The organism is Pseudomonas sp. NPDC087598 (genome assembly GCF_044743525.1).
Classification (GTDB): domain Bacteria; phylum Pseudomonadota; class Gammaproteobacteria; order Pseudomonadales; family Pseudomonadaceae; genus Aquipseudomonas.
In genome coordinates, this window is sequence record NZ_JBIUWQ010000050.1 from 27,307 (window position 1) to 47,880 (window position 20,574).

A 20,574-nucleotide genomic window follows, 5' to 3' on the forward strand; every position below is an offset into this window, starting at 1 on the left:
TCCGCTTCAATCTGAAAGGTCGCGCACCCAGAACAATTCGTGGCGCCGGACAGCCTTGCGGAAAAATTCGTTACTGCCCGTGACAGGCCAGCGGCGCCCTGCCAATCCCTGCTGGATCCAGCGGCGCAATTGCCGCTTGAACACTTGGCCGCCCTGCAAATCGTGCTCCATAGCCAGCGCCATGGCCTTGTCCAGTTGCACGTCAGCTGACAGCAGCGGGCTCCACAAACGATCCGCCGGCAACGGCTCGACGGCCGGCGGCAGCGCGATACCGGTACCGGCCGGCCCCATCGGCCAGCGGTCGTTGTCATGCAGGTGATTGGCGTACATCAGCAGGGTCGTCGGCTTCCAGCTACTGCGGCCAACGGCCTCAATCAGCGCCTGAGTAGCGGCGACGTGATCACTATGCGGGTCCAGTTCGGGATGCGGTGTCACCAGCACTTCTGGACGATAGTGCTCCAGCAGGGCCGTCAGGTCGCCGACCAGATTCTGCCAGGTCGGCTGACCGTCAATGTCACCAGGCAAGGTCAGCGGGTTGTGGCGGCGAACGCTGCGCACATCGTTTTCCTGCGATTCGCGTGAGCCAAACGCCTGGGTCGGCTCGGCGGCCATTGCCGGCAATTGCAGGCAGTAGTAACCCAACTGCACGCAACAATCTGCCGACACACCACCCCATAGGGGAATCACCAGACTGTCCCAACTGCGCAAGCGCCCCTTCAAGCGCGCGGCTGCGGCTTGATCGAGGCCCAGAAGCTGGAAGTCTTCGGCCTCGATTTCACCCTGGGTGAGGGTGACGATACTGACTTCTTCGCTACGGCTGTAAAGTCCGAATGCCGCAAGCTCCGCATCATCGGCGTGGGGCGCAATGACCATCACGCGCTGACGGCTGTAGTCAGGGTTGGCCATCACCCAGAGGGTTCCCGAGGCCCCCGTCGCGCAATATCGGCCGCGCAGCGCCAGTGTGCCTTGAGCCAATGCGTCTGCCTGCCCGGAAAGATTGAGAAAGCGCCGCCCTTTGACCCCGCGTTCGAAGTCCTGACGATCATCGCCCACCTGAACATGAGGATCGAGCCAGCGCCCCAGCCAATTGGCCTTCAACTCAAGTTCGAGTACCAGCGTCTCGCCCGGCGCCAGCGGTTCGCTCAAACGCACCACGCCGCCGTCCAGACTCACCGCCTGACGCGCCGCGTCCGCTGGAAACACGTATTGATAATCGTCGCTGGGCCGATAGAACAGATGATCGGCAAACCACGCTTCGTGGGCGACCCAGGCCAGCACCAGCAACAGCGGCACCAACCACCAGACGATCAACACCCCGATCACCAACAGCACCAGCAGAAAGGCAACGAGGAACAGACGCTTGCTGCGGCGATGGGCCTTGAGAAGCTGTTGCTTGCGAGCGCTCATGGGTTCAGACCTTGTAGACCGGCACCGTGTGGCACCAGCGATCCTTGTACTCACGGTCGGCACGACCGAATGAATAACGCAGCGGCTTGCCCAGCGCCTGCGCGTCAGCCCAGGCCTGCTGGGTGTTGACGAAACTCAAGACGCTGCCGGGGCTGAACTCGCGACTCTGCGGGTCGACGCCACCGTTGATGTACTCCAGCGACACCCATTGCGGCGCCTCGACACGGTACAGAACCTGAATCGCCACCGGCGCCGATTCAAGCATGGCAACAGAACCGGTCATGAACTCGCGCAACAACGTGAAGACCTCAACGAGCCCGGCCTTGCCTGGCACCGCAAAGCCCCAGCGACGCTCGAACAGATCGCCATATGCCTGCGCTTGCTCTGCCGGAGAAAACTCCGCCATCGGTACCAGCGCCCCACCCGCCTCCTCCAGCAAACGCTGTTCGCGACGCTGGTTGTAGCGAAACTTTTTCGAATACTCTTCCGGCAACCGGGCCAGGGCCAGGCCCTCCGGTTGCGTTTTCAAGGTACTGATCTGCTCGGCATTGAGCTGGGAAACATAGGCCATGCGCTGGCGAACCGGCACGACGACATCCGGCGCGATCGGCAGGATGATTTCCGCATTGCCCATGTCGAGCAAGCCGCGCTTGCCTTCACGCTTGAGGACTTCCTTGGACAAGGCCACGTGCCGGCCCCAGCAAGGGATCGCGGCAACCACCTCACCATCAACGATCCAGCCAAGATAGCGCAGCTCGATCCCGACGAATGTCGACAGTCGCTCGACCACCTCGGGATGCGTCGCAAAGCTGCCACCGAAACGCCGCCAGGCTTGAGCGTAGGCGTCCCGGTCAATGTCGGTCCAGCCACGTTCACGAAAGCTGCGAAACACCGTCAGCATACGTTGGTCACGTGGGCCGGCTGCAGCTCGTCACCCTCTTCAAACTCTTTGGCATGCAGGCGGGAGTAATAGCCGTTCTGCTCCAGCAGTTGTGTGTGGGTGCCGCGCTCGACGATCCGGCCTTCGTCCATGACCAGAATCAGATCGGCCTTCTCGATCGTGCTCAAGCGGTGCGCGATCACCAGCGTCGTGCGGTTCTGCACGACATGATCCAGCGCTGCCTGAATATGCCGCTCCGACTCGGTATCCAGTGCAGAAGTGGCCTCATCGAGAATCAGCAGTGGCGCATCCTTGAGCAGGGCCCGAGCGATGGCAATGCGCTGACGCTGGCCACCGGAGAGCAGCACACCGTTCTCGCCGACCATGGTTTCATAGCCCTGCGGCATCTTGACGATGAACTCGTCGGCATAGGCCTCGGAAGCCGCGCGTTTGACTTCCTCGAAAGGCGCGCCGGCCAGATCGCCATAGGCGATGTTGTTGGTCACGGTATCGTTGAACAACGTCACCGCCTGGGTCACCAGCGCAATCTGGCGACGCAGGCTGCGCAGGGTGAAATCCTGCACTTCTACGCCATCGAGCAGAATCTGCCCGTGTTCATGCTGATAAAAACGCGGAATCAGCCCGGCCAGGGTGGACTTGCCGCTACCGGAGCGGCCGACCAGAGCGACCATTTGCCCAGGTTCGACGACAAAACTGATGTCGTTGAGCACCTTTTTGTCGGTGTCCGGGTACTGGAAGCTCAGATTGCGCACCTCCAGTCGGCCGTCAAGGCGATCGCGCTCGACCGTGCCTTGATCGACTTCTGCTGGCTCATCGAGCTGCTCGAAAATACTCTCGGCACCGGCCACACCTTTCTGAATGGTCGAGCTGACTTCGGAGAGTTGGCGAATAGGCTTTGGCAACAGGCCAGCCATGGTGATGTAAGCCACCAGATCGCCCGGCGATGCATCACCGCGAAGGTACAGCACAAGGAACATGACCACGGCCATGGCGCTGTACGTCACCAGCTGCAGCATCGGCGTGTAGACCGCGCCGGTCTTGGTCATCGTCAGTTGCTTGTCGGTGTTGCTCTGGCTGGCGTCGCGAAAGCGGTCTTTTTCGTAGACTTCGCCGCCGAAACTGCGCACAACACGGTAACCATGAATCGTCTCGGAGGCGACGTGGGTGACGTTGCCCATCGACACCTGGATCTTTTTGCTTTGCTTGCGGAATTTCTTGCTGGTGCTGTTCACCATGATGCCGATGACCGGCAGGATGGCCACCATCACCAGCGTGAGTTTCCAGTTCATCCACAACAGGGTGCAGAACAGGAAAATCACGGTCATGCCTTCACGGATGACCACTTTGATCGCATCAGTCGCAGCGCCGGTGACCATTGTCACGTTGAACGTGATTCGGGAAATCAGATGCCCGGAGTTGTTCTTGTCAAAGAACCGGTTGGGCAACTCCAGCAACTTGTTGAACAGCACCACCCGCAGGTCATGCACCAGGCCCAGGGAAACCCGGGCCAGGAAGAAGTTGCCAAGATACGAACCCACGCCCTGCAACAGTGCAATGAACACGATCATCAGCGGCACGGTTTCGAGCAATTGCAACTTGCCCAGATAAGGGTTGCCAGGAAACAGGCTGGCCTCAGGGTTGGCCAGGCCATCAACAAAGTACTTGAGGATGTAAGCGAGCATCGGTTGAGTCGATGCGAAGATCAGAAACCCGACGATGCTGAGAAGGAAGAGACCGGCGTAAGGCCGCACGTAAGCCAAAAGGCGGAAATAGATCGCCAGCGTTGACTGGGCTTTCGGTTCAGGACTGCTCATGGTGATCCGCACAATTCAGTGAGGCGGGGATGATATCACACGCATTTTTCCCCCGATAAACATGACTGCAAGCCAGCCTTTGACCAAGTCGGTTAAGATACCCCGCTAATGATGGGGAGCCAGACATGCAATCGATTGACCACAGCACTTACGAGGCACTGCGCGAAGGTGCACACGTATTGGAAGCCGACGGTTCCGGCGACAAGGTGCTCAGATTGGCCGATGGACGCATGCTCAAGCTGTTCCGTCGCAAGCGGCTGCTCAGTTCAGCGCTGTTCTATCCCTATGCGCAGCGCTTTGCCGACAACACCCGGGCACTGGAGCAGCGCGGCATTCTCTGTCCGACCGTAATCGCGGTGTATCGCATTCCGAGCATCGAGCGCGATGGCGTCTATTACAGCCCGCTGGCCGGCGATACCGTGCGCCAGTTGCAAGACAGCAGCAAAGGGAATGATTCGTTGAGGTTCCAACTGGGCGGATATTTCGCTCAATTGCACGAAAAAGGCGTGTATTTTCGATCGCTGCACTTCGGCAATGTCGTGCTCACACCCGACCATCAACTGGGCCTGATCGACATCGCCGACCTGCGCTGCCAGAGACGCGCACTCAGCGACAGCAAACGCCTGCGCAACTTCGCTCACTTGCTGCGCTATAAAGAAGACCGTCAATGGTTGCTGGGCCAGGACGCTGGCGACACCTTTATCGAAGGCTACCGGCAGGCCCTGCCGAGCAACCGGCAAGCGCCACTGATCTCGCGCCTGCGTCCGCTACTGGGTTGAACCTTAGCGGCCGATGACCACCACCGTCGCACCTTTGCGATTGGAGAAGTGCTCGAGGATGCGCAGTTTGTGCGCCTCCAGCCATTCCTTCAGCCAGGGTTCGTCACCCTTTGCCTCAACCACGAAATAGCGATAGTCGCCGGCATGGGCCGCAGACATCGCCTCTTCCTGGGTCAGAACGGGCAACACGTATCCGCGACCGGCGTAATAGCTGATCCGCCCATCCTCGAAGTACGTCGGTGCACCCGGCTCGACATGGGAGGACATCCAGCGCCCGGCCTCGACATAGTGGGTCTTGCCAGCCCCGGTGGAGATGACGTTCGACAGCATCACCAGTAAGCCCACGATAACCAGCCACTTGCCCCAGCGCGGGAACTCGCGAACAAACGCCGCCAGCCCCAGCGCCAGCACAGGCACAACCAACAGGCTCAAGAAACTCAGATACCGGGTATTCATGAACTGTTGCTTGAGAAAGAACAGCACCAGCACCACCAGATACAGCAGCGCCGCCCAGGCAAAAGGGCGATAGTCGCGCCAGTAGATACCCAGCACCCCCCAGTTCCGGCGCAGGATGAACGGCACCGCAAAAGGCCCCATCAATTTCACAAAGCTGATGGCAATGGCCGCCAGAATGCCGAAGAAAATGATCCTGCCAGCCTCATCCTGTGAGTATTTATTGATGAGCGAATTGGCAAATTGATCGCACAGCATCTGAAACGAGGACAGCACGCTATGGGGCGCAATCATGTCCAGATAAATCATCACGCGCGTCGACAGGAGCACACCTGACACCGAGACGACCAACAAGCCCAAAATCGGCAGTAACGAGAACTGAAGGAACTGCACACGCCGGGTCGATGACCACAGGTTAGGCAATTGCCACAGTGCCAGGGCTGGCACCAGCAGCAAGGCTTCCAGTCGGAACAACGCCGCTGCGACGATAGCCAGATGGATCAGCGCTGCACGCAACCAGCCGCCGCGAGCCTGCCAGCGCAACGCAAGCCACAGCGCCAGCGTGCAGAAAAACCAGAAACCGCATTCACGGATAATGTCATTTCGAAAGGCATTGACCGCTGGCATTGCCAGCACCACCAGACACGCCCAGCGGGTGACGTGCGCAGAACGCTGACGTACGCAGTCCACCATCAATGCACTGGTGCCGGCGAAGAACAGACCACACCAAAGATAGGCGCTCAGTTCCAAGGGCAAATGCAGGATGAGATGCGTGCCGGCGAGCAGAAAGGAAAACCAGGGCCAGTCGAAAGTTGCCCAAGCCACATTGGGGCCGTGCTCGGTAACTTGTTGCGCAATATCGATGTACAGCGCGGCATCTCGCCCGACTGTCGCGGTACCCATGACCGCAATCAGCGATAACAGCACACTGCCCAGGAAAGCCAGCCATACCGGGTATTCATCGATGATTCTGGAGACTCGAGTTGCTACTTTAACGCCCGTACCTTTCACCCAGCCACCTCAATGACACTCGTTACGTGGTACGCGCATAGTTTCGCGGACCGCTTACCGAAACAACAACCGCAAAGCCTTGCGAGTGTAAGACCAGCGCGAAAACGTGCGCCAGTCGGCACGCAACGCCTGAAAATAAAAGCCTTTAGCCAACGCGTATTCGCCGTGGGAATAGCAGTCGCGAAACAGCGACAGGCAGCGTTGCGCCAGAAATGCCTGACGCAAATCCTGCATCTCTGCCGGCATACGCCGACTTGAAAAAACTTCGCTGACGACCTGCTCGGTGCCCGCAGCAAGACTTTGGCGCAAATCGTGGCGCATGCTGTCGGCATGCTTGTAGATCAATGCCAGAGGCTGATCGAGAACAGTGCAAGGGAAACGCGCCAGCACCTGGGCAAACACCGGCAGGTCTTCGACGTTGCGTAAATGCTCCGGGTAATTACCCGCAGAGAATACATCGCGATGCATCGCGCAGGCACCATTGGAAATCGATACGGTCTTGTCCAGCAGATAACCCTGCAAACGCTGACGGGGAGTCGAATGCAACGGCTTGGCCGCCTGCAAGCTGCGTCTGCCGTCAGCGAACACTGACCAGTGCGCACCGATGACCATCAGGCTCTGAGGATTGCTGGCAATGTGTTGCGACAGCGCAGCCAAAGCGCCGGGTGCCATTTCGTCATCGGAATCAAGGAAAACCAGGTACTGCCCGGTCGTCTCTTCAAGCCCCCGATTTCGCACTGAGGACAGCCCGCCATTGCTTTTGCGCAACGCACGAAAACGCCCGCCATGCTTGAGCAGAAGCGTCTCTACTACCTCGGGCGTTTCGTCCGTCGACCCATCGTCGATGACCAAAAGATCTGCCGTCGCATCATCCAGCTGCGCCAATACCGACTCCACTGCACGAGGCAGGGTTCGCGCATAGTTGTAAGCAGGAATCACGACGCTGATCAGTGTTTCAGTCAAGTCCGTATCCTTTCACACCCTCTTTTACGACCAGAATATCTTCCATGATCAAGTATTCCAGATCGGAACCGAAAAACATGTTCAGCGCGTCAGTCGGCGAGCAGATCATCGGCTCTCCACGACGGTTGAGCGATGTGTTCAGCGACACGCCGTTGCCGGTCAGGTTTTCCAGCGCTTTCATCATGTCGTAGTAACGCGGATTGTACTCGCGCTTGAGCACCTGGGCCCGGGAAGTGCCATCTTCGTGGACGACTTCCGGCACGCGGGTTTTCCACTCTTCAGCCACTTCGAAAGTGAAGGTCATGAATGGCGCCGGGTGATCGATCTTGATCATCTGTGGCGCGACGGTATCGAGCATCGACGGGCAGAAAGGCCTCCAGCGCTCGCGGAACTTGATCTGGTGGTTGATACGATCAGCCACACCGGCCACGCTCGGGCAGCCAATGATGGAGCGGCCGCCCAGTGCGCGCGGACCGAACTCCATGCGTCCCTGGAACCAGGCCACCGGATTGCCTTCAACCATGATTTGGGCAATCTGCTCCGGCATGTTGTCGAGCTTGCGCCAGGCCGGTTTGTTCTCGTGACGGGCACAAGCAGCGATCACATCTTCGTTGCTGTACGACGGGCCGAGGTAGACGTGTTCCATCTTCTCGACCGGCACGCCACGGGCGTGGGACACATAAGCCGCGGCACCGACCGCGGTACCGGCATCGCCGGACGCCGGTTGCACAAATAGCTCTTTGACGTCGTCGCGAGCGATGATTTTCTGGTTGAGCTTGACGTTCAACGCACAGCCGCCAGCGTAGGCCAGCTTGCCGGTTTCCTTGAGCACATCGCCCAGATAGTGGTCGATCATCTGCAGCGCAATTTTTTCGAACAGCGCTTGAATGCTTGCGGCGTAGTGGATGTAAGGCTCGTCGGCGATGTCGCCTTCGCGCTTCGGACCCAGCCATTCGATCAGCTTCGGTGAGAAGTAGTAACCCTTGCCCTTCTCCTTGTAGCGACGCAGACCGATCACGTTGGCGTAGTCAGTGTTGATCACCAGTTCGCCGTTTTCAAACGAAGCCAGACGCGAGAAATCGTATTTGCTGGCGTCGCCGTACGGCGCCATGCCCATGACTTTGAACTCACCGTCGAGCATATCGAAACCGAGAAACTCGGTGATCGCGCCGTACAGGCCGCCGAGGGAGTCCGGATCGAAGAATTCCTTGATCTTGTGGATCTTGCCGTTTTCGCCATAACCGAAGAAGGTCGTGGCGTACTCGCCCTTGCCGTCGATACCGAGGATCGCGGTTTTTTCTTTGAAACCCGAGCAGTGGTAAGCGCTGGAAGCGTGGGCCAGATGGTGTTCAACCGGTTCGATCTTGATCTTCTTCGGATCAAAACCCAATTGCTCCAGGCACCAGACGATCTTGTTGCGATAGCGCTTGTAACGACGGTTGCCCATCAGGATCGCGTCGAGTGCGCGATCCGGGGCGTACCAGTAACGCTTGGCGTACTGCCAGCGGGCCTTGCCGAACAGACTGATCGGTGCGAACGGGATCGCTACTACGTCAACGTCGGACGGTTTGATACCGGCCTGCTCAAGACAGAACTTCGCCGACTCGTAGGGCATGCGGTTTTTTGCATGCTTATCGCGTACGAAGCGCTCTTCCTCAGCCGCCGCCACCAGCTTGCCGTCGATGTACAAGGCCGCTGAAGGATCATGGCTAAGGGCGCCGGACAGGCCAAGAATCGTCAATGCCACAGGGGTCTAGCCTCTTTAGTCTGCATGCAGGCGCAATGCGCCTTGAAAATTGATGTGCCCTCGCCAAGGGCGAGGAACAGCTAAAGGGCGGGATTATAGCGTAAACATGAGGGGAATTACCCTGTGCGAATTGCCCCAGGGCGAATGGATCCGATAAACCTTGCCTGCGGGTTCAATAACCGCTCTTGCGCCAGTAAATACCGAGATTGCCGTCAGTCGCCTGACGATAAATCGAATAGGGCAGCACAATCGTGTCGGCCACACCTGACAATGGCAGATCAAGCAAGACGAACGGCACCAGGAATCCACTGGGATCTGGCGGTGCGTTCAGTACGCAGAAGTCGTAGGCCAGACCGCTGTAAACACGCGGAATGGATTGGCAGTAGGTTTTTTGCTTGCGCATGTCCCGGGCGACATCGGCATCATCCTGCAACACAGTCAGGACACTGCCACAGCCTGATAAACCCCATGAAAAAACGCCCAGCATCACAGCCTTTTTGATCATCAAAAGTTGCCCTCCATTGTCGTCAGGCAAACTAGCATTGGGACTGAAGCGGGCAAAGTTCATGGCTTCTGATGAAGCTGTAGGACAATTCAGTGGATCTTGTCCTCTATTTACAAGGCAGGGAGTTCTCATCGCTAAATGCCGCACAGCATCCATGTAGAAGCTGCGGCACGCTGCGATCTTTTGATCTCGAAAAACAGAATCAAAAGATCGCAGCCTCGTTTCACTCGACAGCTCCTACAGAGGATCTGAAGGATTCAGGCAGCGCTGAAGATATCTTTCGGCAAGCGTTGATCGATTACTTGGTACAGAGCGCTGCTCTGCGGCCAGTTACGCATGAACCGCGCACGATCCCGCGCATAAGCACCTGAAAAGGTGTTCACCGAGCTGTGCTGGCACATCGAATCGAGATCGATCAGCGCCCAGCGGTCGTTCTGCCAGAACAGGTTATGGCCCTTGAAGTCGCCATGACTGATGCGCTCGGCAATCAACCGCGCAAACAATTGATCCAGCGCCTGCAACTCCGCTTCCGGCGCATCGCCATTTTCAACGTACGGCGCAAAGCGTTCGATGATGTCCGGCCCCGACAGGAACTCGGTGACCAGATACGCACGGCTGCGCAGCCACAAAAAGCGCTTTTCCAGCACCGCCAACGGCTTGGGCGTGGCGATGCCGAGAAATGCCAGGCGATTGCCTTCACGCCACGAATGCCAGGCACGACTCGGGCGCCAGAAACGCTTGAGCCAATGGGCGAAGCCCTTGATGTTGTAGCGTTTGATCACCAGCGCGCGCCCCTCCACGTCGACCTTGCCGACGCTCGCGGCGCCGCCGGTCTTGTAGAGATGCCCCTTGTCCAGCAACTGATCGGCCTGCTCCAGCACCGGCAGCATCGCCGTCTCTTCCTCACGACGGATTGCCTGAAGGCCAAACGCACCACGCCGAACGCTGAACAGCGTACATTCGCGACCGACCTTGATCAGGTAATCCTTCAGACGCCAGCGGCGCACCTTGTCGATCTGTTTCTGCAAGGCTTCCAGCGGCAGCGCGTGCTCGCTGTTACTCAGCAAGTAATACACCAGCAGTTCTTCGGTGAACGGTTCAAGCGCCTTGGGTAACTGGGCGAAAAACACACCGAGATTTTCCAGGACTTTCTGCCGTGACAACGGCTGTCCGGCGGTTTCGACACAAATGCCCGCACCGTCGATCAAATACAACTGTCCGCTGTGACGCAACAGATTGTCCAGGTGCAGGTCCTCCTGCCAAAGCCCTTTACCGTGCAACTGGCCAATCGCACCCAGCGCCTCGGCCAGCACCGCGGATTGCTCATCCGCCAACATCGGCAGCGCCTCGACTTTCGTCCAGGCGTCGCCAAGGCTTTCAGCGCCCTCAAGAAAATCGAACAACAGCCAGCCGCCCTCACCGTTCTTCAGACCATCAGCCAGCAACATCGGAGTCGTCAGGCCTTGAGCCGCCAGCAAGCGCACGCCCTCCAGCTCTCGCTGAAAGTGCCGGGCCGCCTTGCTGCCGACCAGCAATTTGGCCAGCACCGGGCGCCCACGCCAGACGCCGGCACCGACGTAGCGCTGCCCCGGCAAGACACGCAACAGGCTCAGCAACTGCAAGTCGGCAGTGCCGGCCGCATCGGCCAGCGTTATTGTCAGTGGCAGTTGCGGAGTACGCCCGGCAGCGGCCAGCTCGGACAATTGCATCAGCGGGTCTCCTTGTGACTACGGCGCGCGGTCAGCCGGGCGAGCCAGCTGTCGAGCAACGAGCTGTCGGTCGGCTGGTCGAGATAAGCCGCGAGCAATTCACGCAACTGCGCCTCGCTCCACTCCGGAGCCCGGCGTTGCAGCGGCTCCAGATCCTTGATCCGGTCACGCATGCCGAACAACAGTGGCCGGGTTTTTTCCAGGTCGATCAATTGCGCCTGATACCCGTCACCGCTGGCCTGCAGAAAAATGTGTTTTGGATAGAAACAGCCATGCACCTGACGCACGCCATGCAGACGCCGCGCAAGCAACCCGCAAGCTTTGAGAATCGCCGATTGCTGTGCAGGGCCGAGCTGTGGCCAGCGAGCCAGTAGCGACTCCAGATCGCTCCAGCCATCCAGCGCGCGCGTCAACAGGATAGCCCTGACCTCGCCATCGACTTTGCGCTCGCCAAAAAATGCTGCTTGCAGCGCGGGGATGCCGAGCTTGCGATAGCGACTGATATTGCGAAACTCGCGAGCAAAGCTCGGCTCGCCAAACGGCGCGTGCAAGGTGCGGGTCAGGTAATTGCTCTGGCGCTTGAGGTAGTACCCCTGGCCTTCCAGATCCAGACGAAAGACGCTGCTCCAGCCGCCACGGGCGGTATTGGGTTCGTCCACCGCCTCAAGCTGTTTGGCCCACAGCGCGTCAAAAGTGCCCAGACCGTGACGCTCGAGCAGCGCACGGTCTTCTTCGGCCAGAAAATCAGTCATTCACGTCCCTCGAAAAATCTCACCACGTGCCGAATCCGTTTCTTGTCGGCCACATTCAGCCGATCGCACTGGCGGTATTGCATATAGAAACGCAGGCGCTGGGTATTGGACAGGTGATATTTGGCAAGCTTGTCGAGACAGGCCAGATCCTTGGTGATCCGATACTTCAGCCAAAAGCCTCGCCAGAACTCGCCGTTGGGGCAATCGATGAGAAACACGCGCGCCTGATCGTCGATCAACAGGTTGCGCCATTTCAGATCATTATGGGTAAAGCGCTGATCATGCATCGTTCGGGTGTAACCCGCCAACTGCCGGCTGATGCCATCGACCCAGGCGCGATCCTTGAGTTTGGGATCCTTACGCTCGGCGAAAGCCGCAAGGTCTTCGGTATGCGGCAGTTCTCGGGTGATCATCGCCCCACGATCGTACGCCGCGCCGCGTCGCTCCAAGCCCCAGGCCACCACTTCAGCGGTGGGAATGCCCCACTTGGCGAAGCGTTTGAGGTTTTGCCACTCCATCTTCACTCGCGGCTTGCCGAGGTAACGGCGCAAGCCCTTGCCGGCACCGACGTAGCGCTTGACGTAATAGTTGATGCCGTTGCGCTGCACGCGAATGACTTCGGACAACGGATCGCGGGTCAGCCGCTCGCCTTGCAGGGCGAACACTGCTTCGAGGCTGCCGAAGTCTTCGGCGAGATCGCTGTACTGCGGCTCAAGAGTCCAACCCGCCATCAGAGCGCATCCCCGTAACGCTGCTTGCGCGCATAGAGCTTGTTGGCCTTACCTTCCAGCCAGCTCAGCAGCGGCGCTTCTTCAGCCAGAATCTGGCGCAGCGGTTGCTGGAAATAGCCTTTGAGGAATCGTAGTTTGTCGCGACGGGTCAGACCGATGTCCAGCGCGGAAAAGTACAGCGCCGCCAAATCCTTGTTGCGCCAGCGCTGAGTGATCTTCGGGCGGGTCTGGGCGCGGTGCAGATCGATCACCGAGAGCTTGAAATCCTGCGGCGTGACCGGTTTGTCGGTGTGCAGCAGAAAGTGGCAGATGTAGCAGTCGCGGTGGTTGACTCCGGCGCGGTGCATCATGCCAGTCATGCGCGCCACCTCAGCAATCAGCGCGCGCTTGAGCGTAGGCTCAGGCGGCTGCTTGACCCAGTCGATGCTGAAATCTTCAAGGCTGATGGTCGGCGCCAGTTCTTCGGTGACGATGAATGAATGCTGATCCGCCGGATTGCTGCCCTTTTCGCCATATGCCACGGCGGTCATGGTCGGCACGCCGACTTCCTGCAAACGCTGGATCGCTTTCCACTCCTGACCCGCACCGAGTACCGGCAGCTTGGCGGTCAGCAAGTTCTTGAAGATTTCGCCCCAGCCGATGCCACGGTGAATCTTCACGAAGAAACCGTTGCCATCGACTTCCGTACGCAGCGTCCGGCGGGCTTCCAGCTCGCGGTAAACCTCGCCCTGCAAGCCCTCGACTTCGGCGAACGGGTCGCGTCCGGCCCAAAGGCTCTTGAATGGTTCAGCCAGCATCAACTTCATTAAGCGTGCTCCGCCAGAATCACATCGGCCGCGTGCTGCGGCATGCTGTAAAGGTCGGCCGTCTCGGCGAAGGCCAGACCGTTGCGGCTCCAGGCCGCGCGTGCGGCATCGTCCTTCAACATGTCGGTCAGGTATTGCGTCAGCTGCGCTTGATCAAACGGCTCGTCCAGCACTCGCCCGGCATCCGCCTCGGCAATGTAGTGGGCGTAACCGCAGACCGCGCTGACCAGCACCGGCAGACCGGCGACCAAGGCTTCGAGCAACACCGTACCGGTGTTTTCGTTGTAGGCCGGGTGGATCAACAGGTCGGCGCCGAGCAGGAACCGCGGAATATCGCTGCGGCCCTTGAGGAACGTTACGTTGTCGCCCAAACCCAAAGTCGCGCTCTGCATCTGGAACAATTTGGGGTCATCCTGGCCGATTACAAACAGCCGGGTGCGTTTCTTCAAATCCGCAGGCAGTGCCGCCAGCGCTTTCAGGCTGCGATCAACGCCTTTGGTCTTGAACCCGGAGCCGATCTGCACCAGCAGCAGATCATCGTCCTTGAGGTTGAATTCGGCGCGGAAACCGGCGCGAATTTCATCGGCATCCGCCGGGCGGCGACGGTCCTGGGCAATGCCTGGCGGCAGCAGGTGGAAGCGCTCCAACGGGGTGTCGTAATGTTTGATGAACAGCGGCTGCTGCACTTCGGAAATCATCAGCACTTCGGTTTTCGCGTCTTTGGCGAACACCGCGCGCTCATATTCGGCGAAGTGGCGATAGCGGCCCCAGCGACGGTACAGCGAGTGGCGCAGGTTTTGCGCCTTGTCTTCGAAGCAACCGTCGGCGGCGTAGTAGACGTCCAGCCCCGGCATCTTGTTGAAGCCGATCAGGCGATCCACCGGACGCCTGGCCAGATCCGCTGCCATCCACGCGCTGAGTTTTTCATTGCGACGATGATTGAAGAACGCCTTGACCGGTGCCACCAGCACTTCGAAACCGGGCGGTACGTCACCTTCCCAGATCAGTGTGTAAACGCGGACCTGGTGGCCGCGCTTCTGGCATTCGAGGGCGATGCGCATGAAGTCGCGCTGCAAGCCACCGAACGGGAAATATTTGTACAGGACGAATGCCAATTGCATCAGCGCAGCTCCTCAGCCATTAACAACGTGCTCAGTCGGCTGGCGACACGCTCGGGGTTCAGACGCGTGAAGCACAGGGGCTGTTCACGCTTCAGGTCAAACTGACGGGCATCCTGCGCGGTCGGTTGATAGGTACATTTCTTTTGCAGGCAAGGCGCGCACGGGAAGTCGCTGGCCAGATGAATCTGCAGTTTGCCGTAAGCGCCAGTCAGGCCCGGGTTGGTCGGGCCGAACAGCGAAATGGTCGGCACATCCAGCGCGGCGGCCAAGTGGCCGAGACCGGTATCCACCGCCACGCAGGCCTGCGCGCCGGCAAGGACTTTGCCGACGCCAGCCAGATTCAGTTTCGGCAAGACTTCGGCGTGTTTGAAGCCTGCGGCGATACGCTCGGCGCGAGCCTTCTCTTGCGGATTGCCCCACGGCAGTTTGACGCCGACGCCGAGGTATCCGACGCGCTCGGTCAGTTCGCGCCAGTAGCTTTCCGGCCAGTGTTTGGTGTCCCACGTGGTGCCATGCAGGAACACCACAAAGGCGTTCTTGCGCGGCAATTCAACCAGACGCTCGACATTGAGACCGTAGTCGCCCAGACCTTTCGGCAGGTCGTAACCCAGCGCAATGGCGAACAACTGACGCACGCGTTCGACAGCGTGCTGACCACGGGCCACGGCCAGTTTGCGGTCGTAGAAACGCGCCGCCATCGGTTCGCGGGCGGAGCCCTTGTCGAGGCCGGCCACCGGGGCTTTGACGTAACGGGTCAGCCAAGCGCTTTTCAGCAGCCCCTGGGCGTCGATCACCAAGTCGTATTTATTGGTGCGAACGCTTTGTTTGAAGCGTTTCCACTCGCCGCTGGTGATGGTTTGCCAGAGGTTTTTGCGCCAGCGACGGATCGCCACCGGAATCACTTTGTCGACGGCCGGGTGCCAGGTCGGAATCTCGGCGAAGCCTTCTTCCACCACCCAGTCGAACTTGATCCCTGGGATCGCCCGGGCCGCGTCGGTCAGCGCCGGCAACGCGTGAATCACGTCGCCCAGCGATGAAGTCTTGATCAGCAATACCCGCAACTTAATGAACCTCGACCACAGAGCCCTGCAATTTCTGCAAGGCATCGTTGACCGCGTCCGGCATCAGCTGGCGCAGGCAGTTGTAATGGCCGAAGCGACAGGTTCGGTCGAAGCACGGGCTGCAATCGAGGCCCAGACGCACGACTTCGACGTGTTCGGCCAACGGCGGCGTGAAACCCGGCGAAGTCGAGCCGTACACCGCCACCAACGGGCGGTTCAGCGCAGCGGCGACGTGCATCAGGCCGGAGTCGTTGGAGACGACGGAATCGGCGCAGGACATCAGGTCGATGGCTTCGGCCAACGAAGTGCCGCCGCTGAGGTTGACCGACTCTTCACGCAGACCAGGAATCAGGCGCGCGCGGATGTCTTCGCCCACCGCGTGATCGTTCTTCGAACCGAACAGCCAGACCTGCCAGCCTTCGCGGATGCGCGCTTCGGCGACTTTGGCGTAATGCTCGGACGGCCAGCGCTTGGATTCACCGAACTCGGCGCCGGGGCACAGGGCCAACACCGGGCGATCGAGGGTCAGGCCGAACTTGGCCAGCGCGGCCTCGCGGGTGATCGGGTCGATTTGCAGGCTCGGGCGCGGATAGGGTTTCGGCAGCTCGGCGTTCGGCTCGTAAGCCAGAGCCATGAACCGCTCGATCATCAGCGGATAACGCTCTTTGTCGAGGGTGCGCACGTCGTTGAGCAGACCGTAGCGGAATTCGCCGCGCCAGCCCGTGCGTTTCGGGATGCCGGCAAAGAACGGCACCAGCGCCGACTTCAGCGAGTTAGGCAACAGGATCGCCTGGTCGTACTGGCCACGCAGGGACTTGCCGATGCGTCGACGGGTCGCCAATTCCAGCGCGCCATGGCCGAGCGGAAAGCTCAAGGCCTTGCGCACTTCAGGCATGCGCTCAAGGATCGGCCGACTCCACTCGGGGGCCAACACGTCGATTTCGCATTGCGGGTGGCGTTGCTTGAGACACTGAAACAGTGTCTGCGCCATCACCATGTCACCGACCCAACTGGGCCCAACGATCAGAATATTCATGTGGTTTCCAAAAACGAACCGGGGAGGCATTTACGCCTCCCCGCCTCGAGAATTCTACAAACACTGTAGATCTACTGCGGGAGCGGGCTTGCTCGCGATGGGGTTTTCACATTCAACATTATTGTCGTCTGATACTCCGCTATCGCTGGCAAGCCAGCTCCCACAGGGTTTTGCATTCGGCCCAACATCTGCGACTCAGCGCAGATCTACTGTAGGAGTGAGCCTGCTCGCGATGGGGTCGTTCTTCAACATTGATGTTGTCTGATACTCCGCTATCGCGGGCAAGCTCGCTCCTACAGGGTTTTGCATTCGGTCCAACATCTGCGACTCAACGCAGATCTACTTGTAGGAGTGAGCCTGCTCGCGATGGGGCCGTTCATCCAACATTGATGTTGTCTGATACTCCGCTATCGCGAGCAGGCTCACTCCTACAGGGCTTCGCATCAGCCACAAATCTGTGGATCAGCTTAGCCCCAACTCCTTCCAGATCCGCAAAACCTGTCGCCGTTCTTCGACAAACTGGTCGCCTGCAATCACCCCGGCGTCCTTCTGCAAGGCCTGCCGGTGGGCGGCGGAGCGGTAGGCTTTATAGGCCTCGCGCAACAGACTGGCATCTTCGGCAGGCATCAGCCCTTCGTGTTCCAGCTCTTCCAGAATGCGGATGTTATCGGTCCAGCGCAGCAACGGCGGGTGGCTTGGCGACCACGCCAGAGCCGCGTATTGCACCATAAATTCAATATCGACGATACCTCCGGCGTCCTGCTTGAGATCGAACGGCGCCGTGGCGTCGAAGGCATTTGCCGCCGTACCCGCCGCAGTGCTCTTGCTGCCGAGGTTGTCGCGCATCTTCGCGCGCATCTCGCTGACTTCCTGTTGCAGCTTGGCCAGATCCCGCGCCTTGCCCAATACCTGAGCGCGGACTTTCTCGAACGCCTGACCAACATCCTGGCTGCCGACCAGCACCCGCGCACGCACCAGCGCCTGATGCTCCCACGTCCATGCTTCATTTTCTTGATAGCGGGCGAATGCACCGAGCGAGCTGACCAGCAACCCCGATGCACCGGACGGCCGCAGGCGCATATCCACTTCATAGAGCTGGCCGGAGTTGGTCTGCGCGGTCAGCAAGTGAATGATCCGCTGCCCCAGCCGGGTGAAAAACTGCGCGCCATCAATCGGCTTCGCCCCGTCGGTTTCCGCCTGCGGATCACCGTCGTGGATAAACACCAGATCCAGATCCGAACCATGCCCCAACTCGATCCCGCCAACTTTGCCGTAACCGACAATGATGAAGCCGGGATCGCACAAGGTGCCGTCGGTGCGCAGCGGCGTGCCGTATTTGGCGACGGTCTGGCGCCAGGCCAGGGCCAGCACCTGTTCGAGAATCGCCTCGGCCAGCCAGGTCAGGTAATCGCTGACCTTCATCAACGGCAGACTGCCGGCGATTTCCGAAGCGGCGACGCGCAAGCGGTGCGCCAGTTTGAAATGGCGCAGAGCCTCCATTTGTTGTTCGAGGTCGTCCTCGGGAATCCGCGTCAGGCGCTCGCGCAATTCGGCAGCGAGTTCCGGCGCCAATGGCGGCTTGAACAGACGCCCTTCGTTAAGCAATTCGTCGAGCAGCAGCGGAAAACGGGTGATTTGTTCGGCGATCCACGGGCTCGCCGCGCACAGCGTCAACAAACGGCGCAGCGCTCCGGGGTTTTCCGTCAACAAGACTAAATAAGCCGAACGCCGGGCGACCGCCTCAACCAGCGGCAACACCCGTTCAAGAACCAGATCCGGGTTGTCATGCTCGACCGCTTGCGCAAGCAGGCGCGGGATAAACGCATCGAGACGTTCACGGCCCAAACGCTGCATCGCGCGCAACTGCGGACTGTTGCGCAAACCGGCCAGTGCTCTTAAGGCCTTGGGCGCGTCGGCAAAGCCGCCCTCCTCCAACTGCCGGCATGCAGCCTCTTCGTCCTGCGCCTCTTCCCACAGCGGCAGCCACTCACCGCCGACCACCACTTCGCTTTCGGTGCCTTCGTCCTCATCGGGATCGGCGATCACCTGCGCAAAGTGCCAGGCCACGCGGCCGCGCCAGAACATCAGTTTTTCGTGGAAAGCTTCCCAGTCGGCGAAACCGAGCATGAAGGCGATGCGCGCCTGATCCTGAGCGCCGTCCGGGAGCATTTGGGTCTGGCGATCGGCTATGGCCTGAATCGCGTGTTCGGTGTAACGAAGAAATTCGTAGCCTTCGCGCAACTCGCTGATCACCGCCGGCGGCAGATAACCCTGCCCTTCCAGCGTGCTCAACACCTTTAATAGAGGGCGCTGCTGCAGGCTCAAGTCGCGCCCGCCGTGGATCAACTGAAAAGCCTGGGCAATAAACTCGACTTCGCGGATGCCTCCGGAGCCGAGCTTGATGTTGTCGGCCATGCCTTTACGGCGGACTTCCTGCTGGATCAGTTGCTTCATGGTGCGCAGCGCTTCGATGGCCGAGAAGTCCAGGTAACGCCGATAGACGAACGGGCGCAGCATCTCCTGCAATTGCGCGCCAGCAACCTGATCGCCGGCCACCACCCGCGACTTGATCATCGCGTAGCGTTCCCAGTCTCGGCCCTGATCCTGGTAATACTGCTCCAGCGCATTGAAGCTCAGCACCAGCGCGCCGGACGAGCCGTACGGCCGCAAGCGCATGTCGACGCGAAACACAAAGCCGTCGACGGTCATCGGATCGAGAGCCTTGATCAGGCGTTGACCGAGGCGGATGAAGAATTCCTGATTATCCAGCGCACGTTTCACGCCGACGGTTTCGCCGCCTTCGGGGTAGGCGAAGATCAGATCGATGTCGGAAGACAGGTTCAACTCGACCGCGCCAAGCTTGCCCATGCCGAGAACAACCATTTGCTGTGGCAGGCCGCTGCGCCGGCCAGTCGGCGTGCCGAACTGTTGGCAATGGCGGCTGTACAGCCATTGATAGGCCTGGTCGATGGTCGCGTCGGCCATGTCCGAGAGGTCGCGGCAGGTCTGCACCAGATCGGCCTGACGGGTCAGGTCACGCCAGATGATGCGCACCTGATGCCGGGTGCGCTGACGGCGCAGTACGCGACCGAGTTCATCTTCGCTTTCGGCGGCGTTCACCACAGCGGCAATCTGCGCGCAGAGTTCACCCGCTGCAAACGGCCGGTCCAGCTCGCCGGACTGCACCAGCGACAGCAACATCAAAGGGTCACGAACGCTCTGTTCAATGACAAACTCGCTGGCGGCGGTGACGCGGGCGAATTGCGCCCAGCGCTCTGGCGTCCAGGTGGAGAAGCCGTGATCGTCTTCAAGCGCGGCGACGGCCGTACGGAACGACTGCTCGGATCGGCTGACCAACGGCAGGAGAATGGCAGGCAGTTCGGCAAGCACGGGCAGGGTCATGGTCTATCCTTGATCGGCGTGTAAAGGGCCGCATGTAGTGAATGATGAAAACCCGCTACGTGAAGGACTGTCGAACAAAAGTTAGAAATAGCTGAAATTTCTTCTTCTTTAGCACCCAGCATCAAACTTTCACCTTTTTCGAATGGTAATCGACCAACCTTAACGATTATTCTCACAACGCAGTCAGAGGCCACAAGCCTTTCATCTGTAGTTTTACTACTCGTCTATACATTCGAAAGGCTGAAATGCCGGAAGATTTGTAGTAAAACTACACGCCGCCGGAACAACCTGTCGGCAATCCAAGAATTTTTAATTGTCTTCCGACAAGGACTGTCGTAAAGTCACTCAAGGTATTCTGGTATGCTTTCTTCTGTTT

Annotated in this window: 16 protein-coding genes; 1 reads left to right on the forward strand and 15 read right to left on the reverse strand. The window is 59.5% G+C overall.

Going from position 1 to position 20,574, the window contains the following annotated elements; genetic code table 11:
* Positions 1-6: 6 nt before the first annotated feature.
* From ACIOWE_RS22890 to msbA, 3 genes are read right to left on the reverse strand one after another with little or no spacing between them, the layout of a single operon-like run.
* Positions 7-1,407: a PIG-L deacetylase family protein gene (locus tag ACIOWE_RS22890; protein ID WP_401396163.1), complete on the reverse strand. Its 1,401-nt coding sequence runs from the start codon at positions 1,405-1,407 to the stop codon at positions 7-9.
* Between the two features lie 4 nt (positions 1,408-1,411).
* Entirely contained in the window at positions 1,412-2,308 is an 897-nt protein-coding gene (locus ACIOWE_RS22895) for a GNAT family N-acetyltransferase (protein ID WP_401396166.1), read from the reverse strand.
* Positions 2,302-4,122 (reverse strand): lipid A export permease/ATP-binding protein MsbA, encoded by a 1,821-nt coding sequence (msbA, locus tag ACIOWE_RS22900; protein ID WP_201235829.1) that lies wholly within the window; start codon positions 4,120-4,122, stop codon positions 2,302-2,304. The genes ACIOWE_RS22895 and msbA overlap by 7 nt, the downstream gene beginning before the upstream one ends.
* A 125-nt stretch (positions 4,123-4,247) precedes the next feature.
* Here msbA and ACIOWE_RS22905 point away from each other — a divergent pair, with 125 nt between their 5' ends.
* Complete coding sequence (locus ACIOWE_RS22905; RefSeq protein ID WP_401396169.1) at positions 4,248-4,901, forward strand: toluene tolerance protein; 654 nt, start codon at positions 4,248-4,250, stop codon at positions 4,899-4,901.
* Positions 4,902-4,904: 3 nt separating this feature from the next.
* Here ACIOWE_RS22905 and ACIOWE_RS22910 read toward each other — a convergent pair whose 3' ends face one another.
* The 12 genes from ACIOWE_RS22910 to glnE form a co-directional block, all read right to left on the reverse strand.
* Entirely contained in the window at positions 4,905-6,365 is a 1,461-nt protein-coding gene (locus ACIOWE_RS22910) for a hypothetical protein (RefSeq protein WP_401396172.1), read from the reverse strand.
* Positions 6,366-6,419: 54 nt separating this feature from the next.
* Positions 6,420-7,328, reverse strand: coding sequence for a glycosyltransferase family 2 protein (locus ACIOWE_RS22915; RefSeq protein ID WP_401396175.1), 909 nt, complete (start codon positions 7,326-7,328; stop codon positions 6,420-6,422).
* Complete coding sequence (locus ACIOWE_RS22920) at positions 7,321-9,075, reverse strand: carbamoyltransferase (protein WP_401396178.1); 1,755 nt, start codon at positions 9,073-9,075, stop codon at positions 7,321-7,323. The genes ACIOWE_RS22915 and ACIOWE_RS22920 overlap by 8 nt, the downstream gene beginning before the upstream one ends.
* A 172-nt stretch (positions 9,076-9,247) precedes the next feature.
* Positions 9,248-9,583 carry a YceK/YidQ family lipoprotein gene (locus ACIOWE_RS22925; RefSeq protein ID WP_201232254.1) on the reverse strand — a complete coding sequence of 112 codons (336 nt, stop codon included), beginning with the start codon at positions 9,581-9,583 and terminating at the stop codon, positions 9,248-9,250.
* 254 nt (positions 9,584-9,837) lie between these two features.
* Complete coding sequence (locus ACIOWE_RS22930) at positions 9,838-11,289, reverse strand: lipopolysaccharide kinase InaA family protein (RefSeq protein ID WP_401396181.1); 1,452 nt, start codon at positions 11,287-11,289, stop codon at positions 9,838-9,840.
* Complete coding sequence (locus ACIOWE_RS22935) at positions 11,289-12,041, reverse strand: lipopolysaccharide kinase InaA family protein (protein WP_401396184.1); 753 nt, start codon at positions 12,039-12,041, stop codon at positions 11,289-11,291. The genes ACIOWE_RS22930 and ACIOWE_RS22935 overlap by 1 nt, the downstream gene beginning before the upstream one ends.
* Complete coding sequence (locus ACIOWE_RS22940; RefSeq protein ID WP_401396186.1) at positions 12,038-12,772, reverse strand: lipopolysaccharide kinase InaA family protein; 735 nt, start codon at positions 12,770-12,772, stop codon at positions 12,038-12,040. Before ACIOWE_RS22940 ends, ACIOWE_RS22935 begins: the two co-directional genes overlap by 4 nt.
* Positions 12,772-13,578 (reverse strand): lipopolysaccharide core heptose(I) kinase RfaP, encoded by an 807-nt coding sequence (gene rfaP / locus ACIOWE_RS22945; RefSeq protein ID WP_401396188.1) that lies wholly within the window; start codon positions 13,576-13,578, stop codon positions 12,772-12,774. The genes ACIOWE_RS22940 and rfaP overlap by 1 nt, the downstream gene beginning before the upstream one ends.
* Complete coding sequence (locus tag ACIOWE_RS22950; protein WP_401396191.1) at positions 13,578-14,699, reverse strand: glycosyltransferase family 4 protein; 1,122 nt, start codon at positions 14,697-14,699, stop codon at positions 13,578-13,580. The genes rfaP and ACIOWE_RS22950 overlap by 1 nt, the downstream gene beginning before the upstream one ends.
* Entirely contained in the window at positions 14,699-15,760 is a 1,062-nt protein-coding gene (waaC, locus tag ACIOWE_RS22955; RefSeq protein WP_401396194.1) for a lipopolysaccharide heptosyltransferase I, read from the reverse strand. Before waaC ends, ACIOWE_RS22950 begins: the two co-directional genes overlap by 1 nt.
* A 1-nt stretch (position 15,761) precedes the next feature.
* Positions 15,762-16,796 (reverse strand): lipopolysaccharide heptosyltransferase II, encoded by a 1,035-nt coding sequence (gene waaF, locus ACIOWE_RS22960; RefSeq protein ID WP_401396196.1) that lies wholly within the window; start codon positions 16,794-16,796, stop codon positions 15,762-15,764.
* A gap of 462 nt (positions 16,797-17,258) precedes the next feature.
* Positions 17,259-20,198 carry a bifunctional [glutamate--ammonia ligase]-adenylyl-L-tyrosine phosphorylase/[glutamate--ammonia-ligase] adenylyltransferase gene (glnE, locus tag ACIOWE_RS22965; RefSeq protein WP_401396199.1) on the reverse strand — a complete coding sequence of 980 codons (2,940 nt, stop codon included), beginning with the start codon at positions 20,196-20,198 and terminating at the stop codon, positions 17,259-17,261.
* Positions 20,199-20,574: the final 376 nt, after the last annotated feature.

Coding starts and splice junctions, on each gene's coding strand:
- ACIOWE_RS22905 (WP_401396169.1), top strand. CDS start 4,248: ATGCAATCGATTGACCACAGCACTTACGAGGCACTGCGCGAAGGTGCA.
- glnE (WP_401396199.1), bottom strand. CDS start 20,198: ATGACCCTGCCCGTGCTTGCCGAACTGCCTGCCATTCTCCTGCCGTTG.
- waaF (WP_401396196.1), bottom strand. CDS start 16,796: ATGAATATTCTGATCGTTGGGCCCAGTTGGGTCGGTGACATGGTGATG.
- ACIOWE_RS22935 (WP_401396184.1), bottom strand. CDS start 12,041: ATGACTGATTTTCTGGCCGAAGAAGACCGTGCGCTGCTCGAGCGTCAC.
- ACIOWE_RS22930 (WP_401396181.1), bottom strand. CDS start 11,289: ATGCAATTGTCCGAGCTGGCCGCTGCCGGGCGTACTCCGCAACTGCCA.
- ACIOWE_RS22940 (WP_401396186.1), bottom strand. CDS start 12,772: ATGGCGGGTTGGACTCTTGAGCCGCAGTACAGCGATCTCGCCGAAGAC.
- ACIOWE_RS22950 (WP_401396191.1), bottom strand. CDS start 14,699: ATGCAATTGGCATTCGTCCTGTACAAATATTTCCCGTTCGGTGGCTTG.
- ACIOWE_RS22895 (WP_401396166.1), bottom strand. CDS start 2,308: ATGCTGACGGTGTTTCGCAGCTTTCGTGAACGTGGCTGGACCGACATT.
- rfaP (WP_401396188.1), bottom strand. CDS start 13,578: ATGAAGTTGATGCTGGCTGAACCATTCAAGAGCCTTTGGGCCGGACGC.
- ACIOWE_RS22890 (WP_401396163.1), bottom strand. CDS start 1,407: ATGAGCGCTCGCAAGCAACAGCTTCTCAAGGCCCATCGCCGCAGCAAG.
- msbA (WP_201235829.1), bottom strand. CDS start 4,122: ATGAGCAGTCCTGAACCGAAAGCCCAGTCAACGCTGGCGATCTATTTC.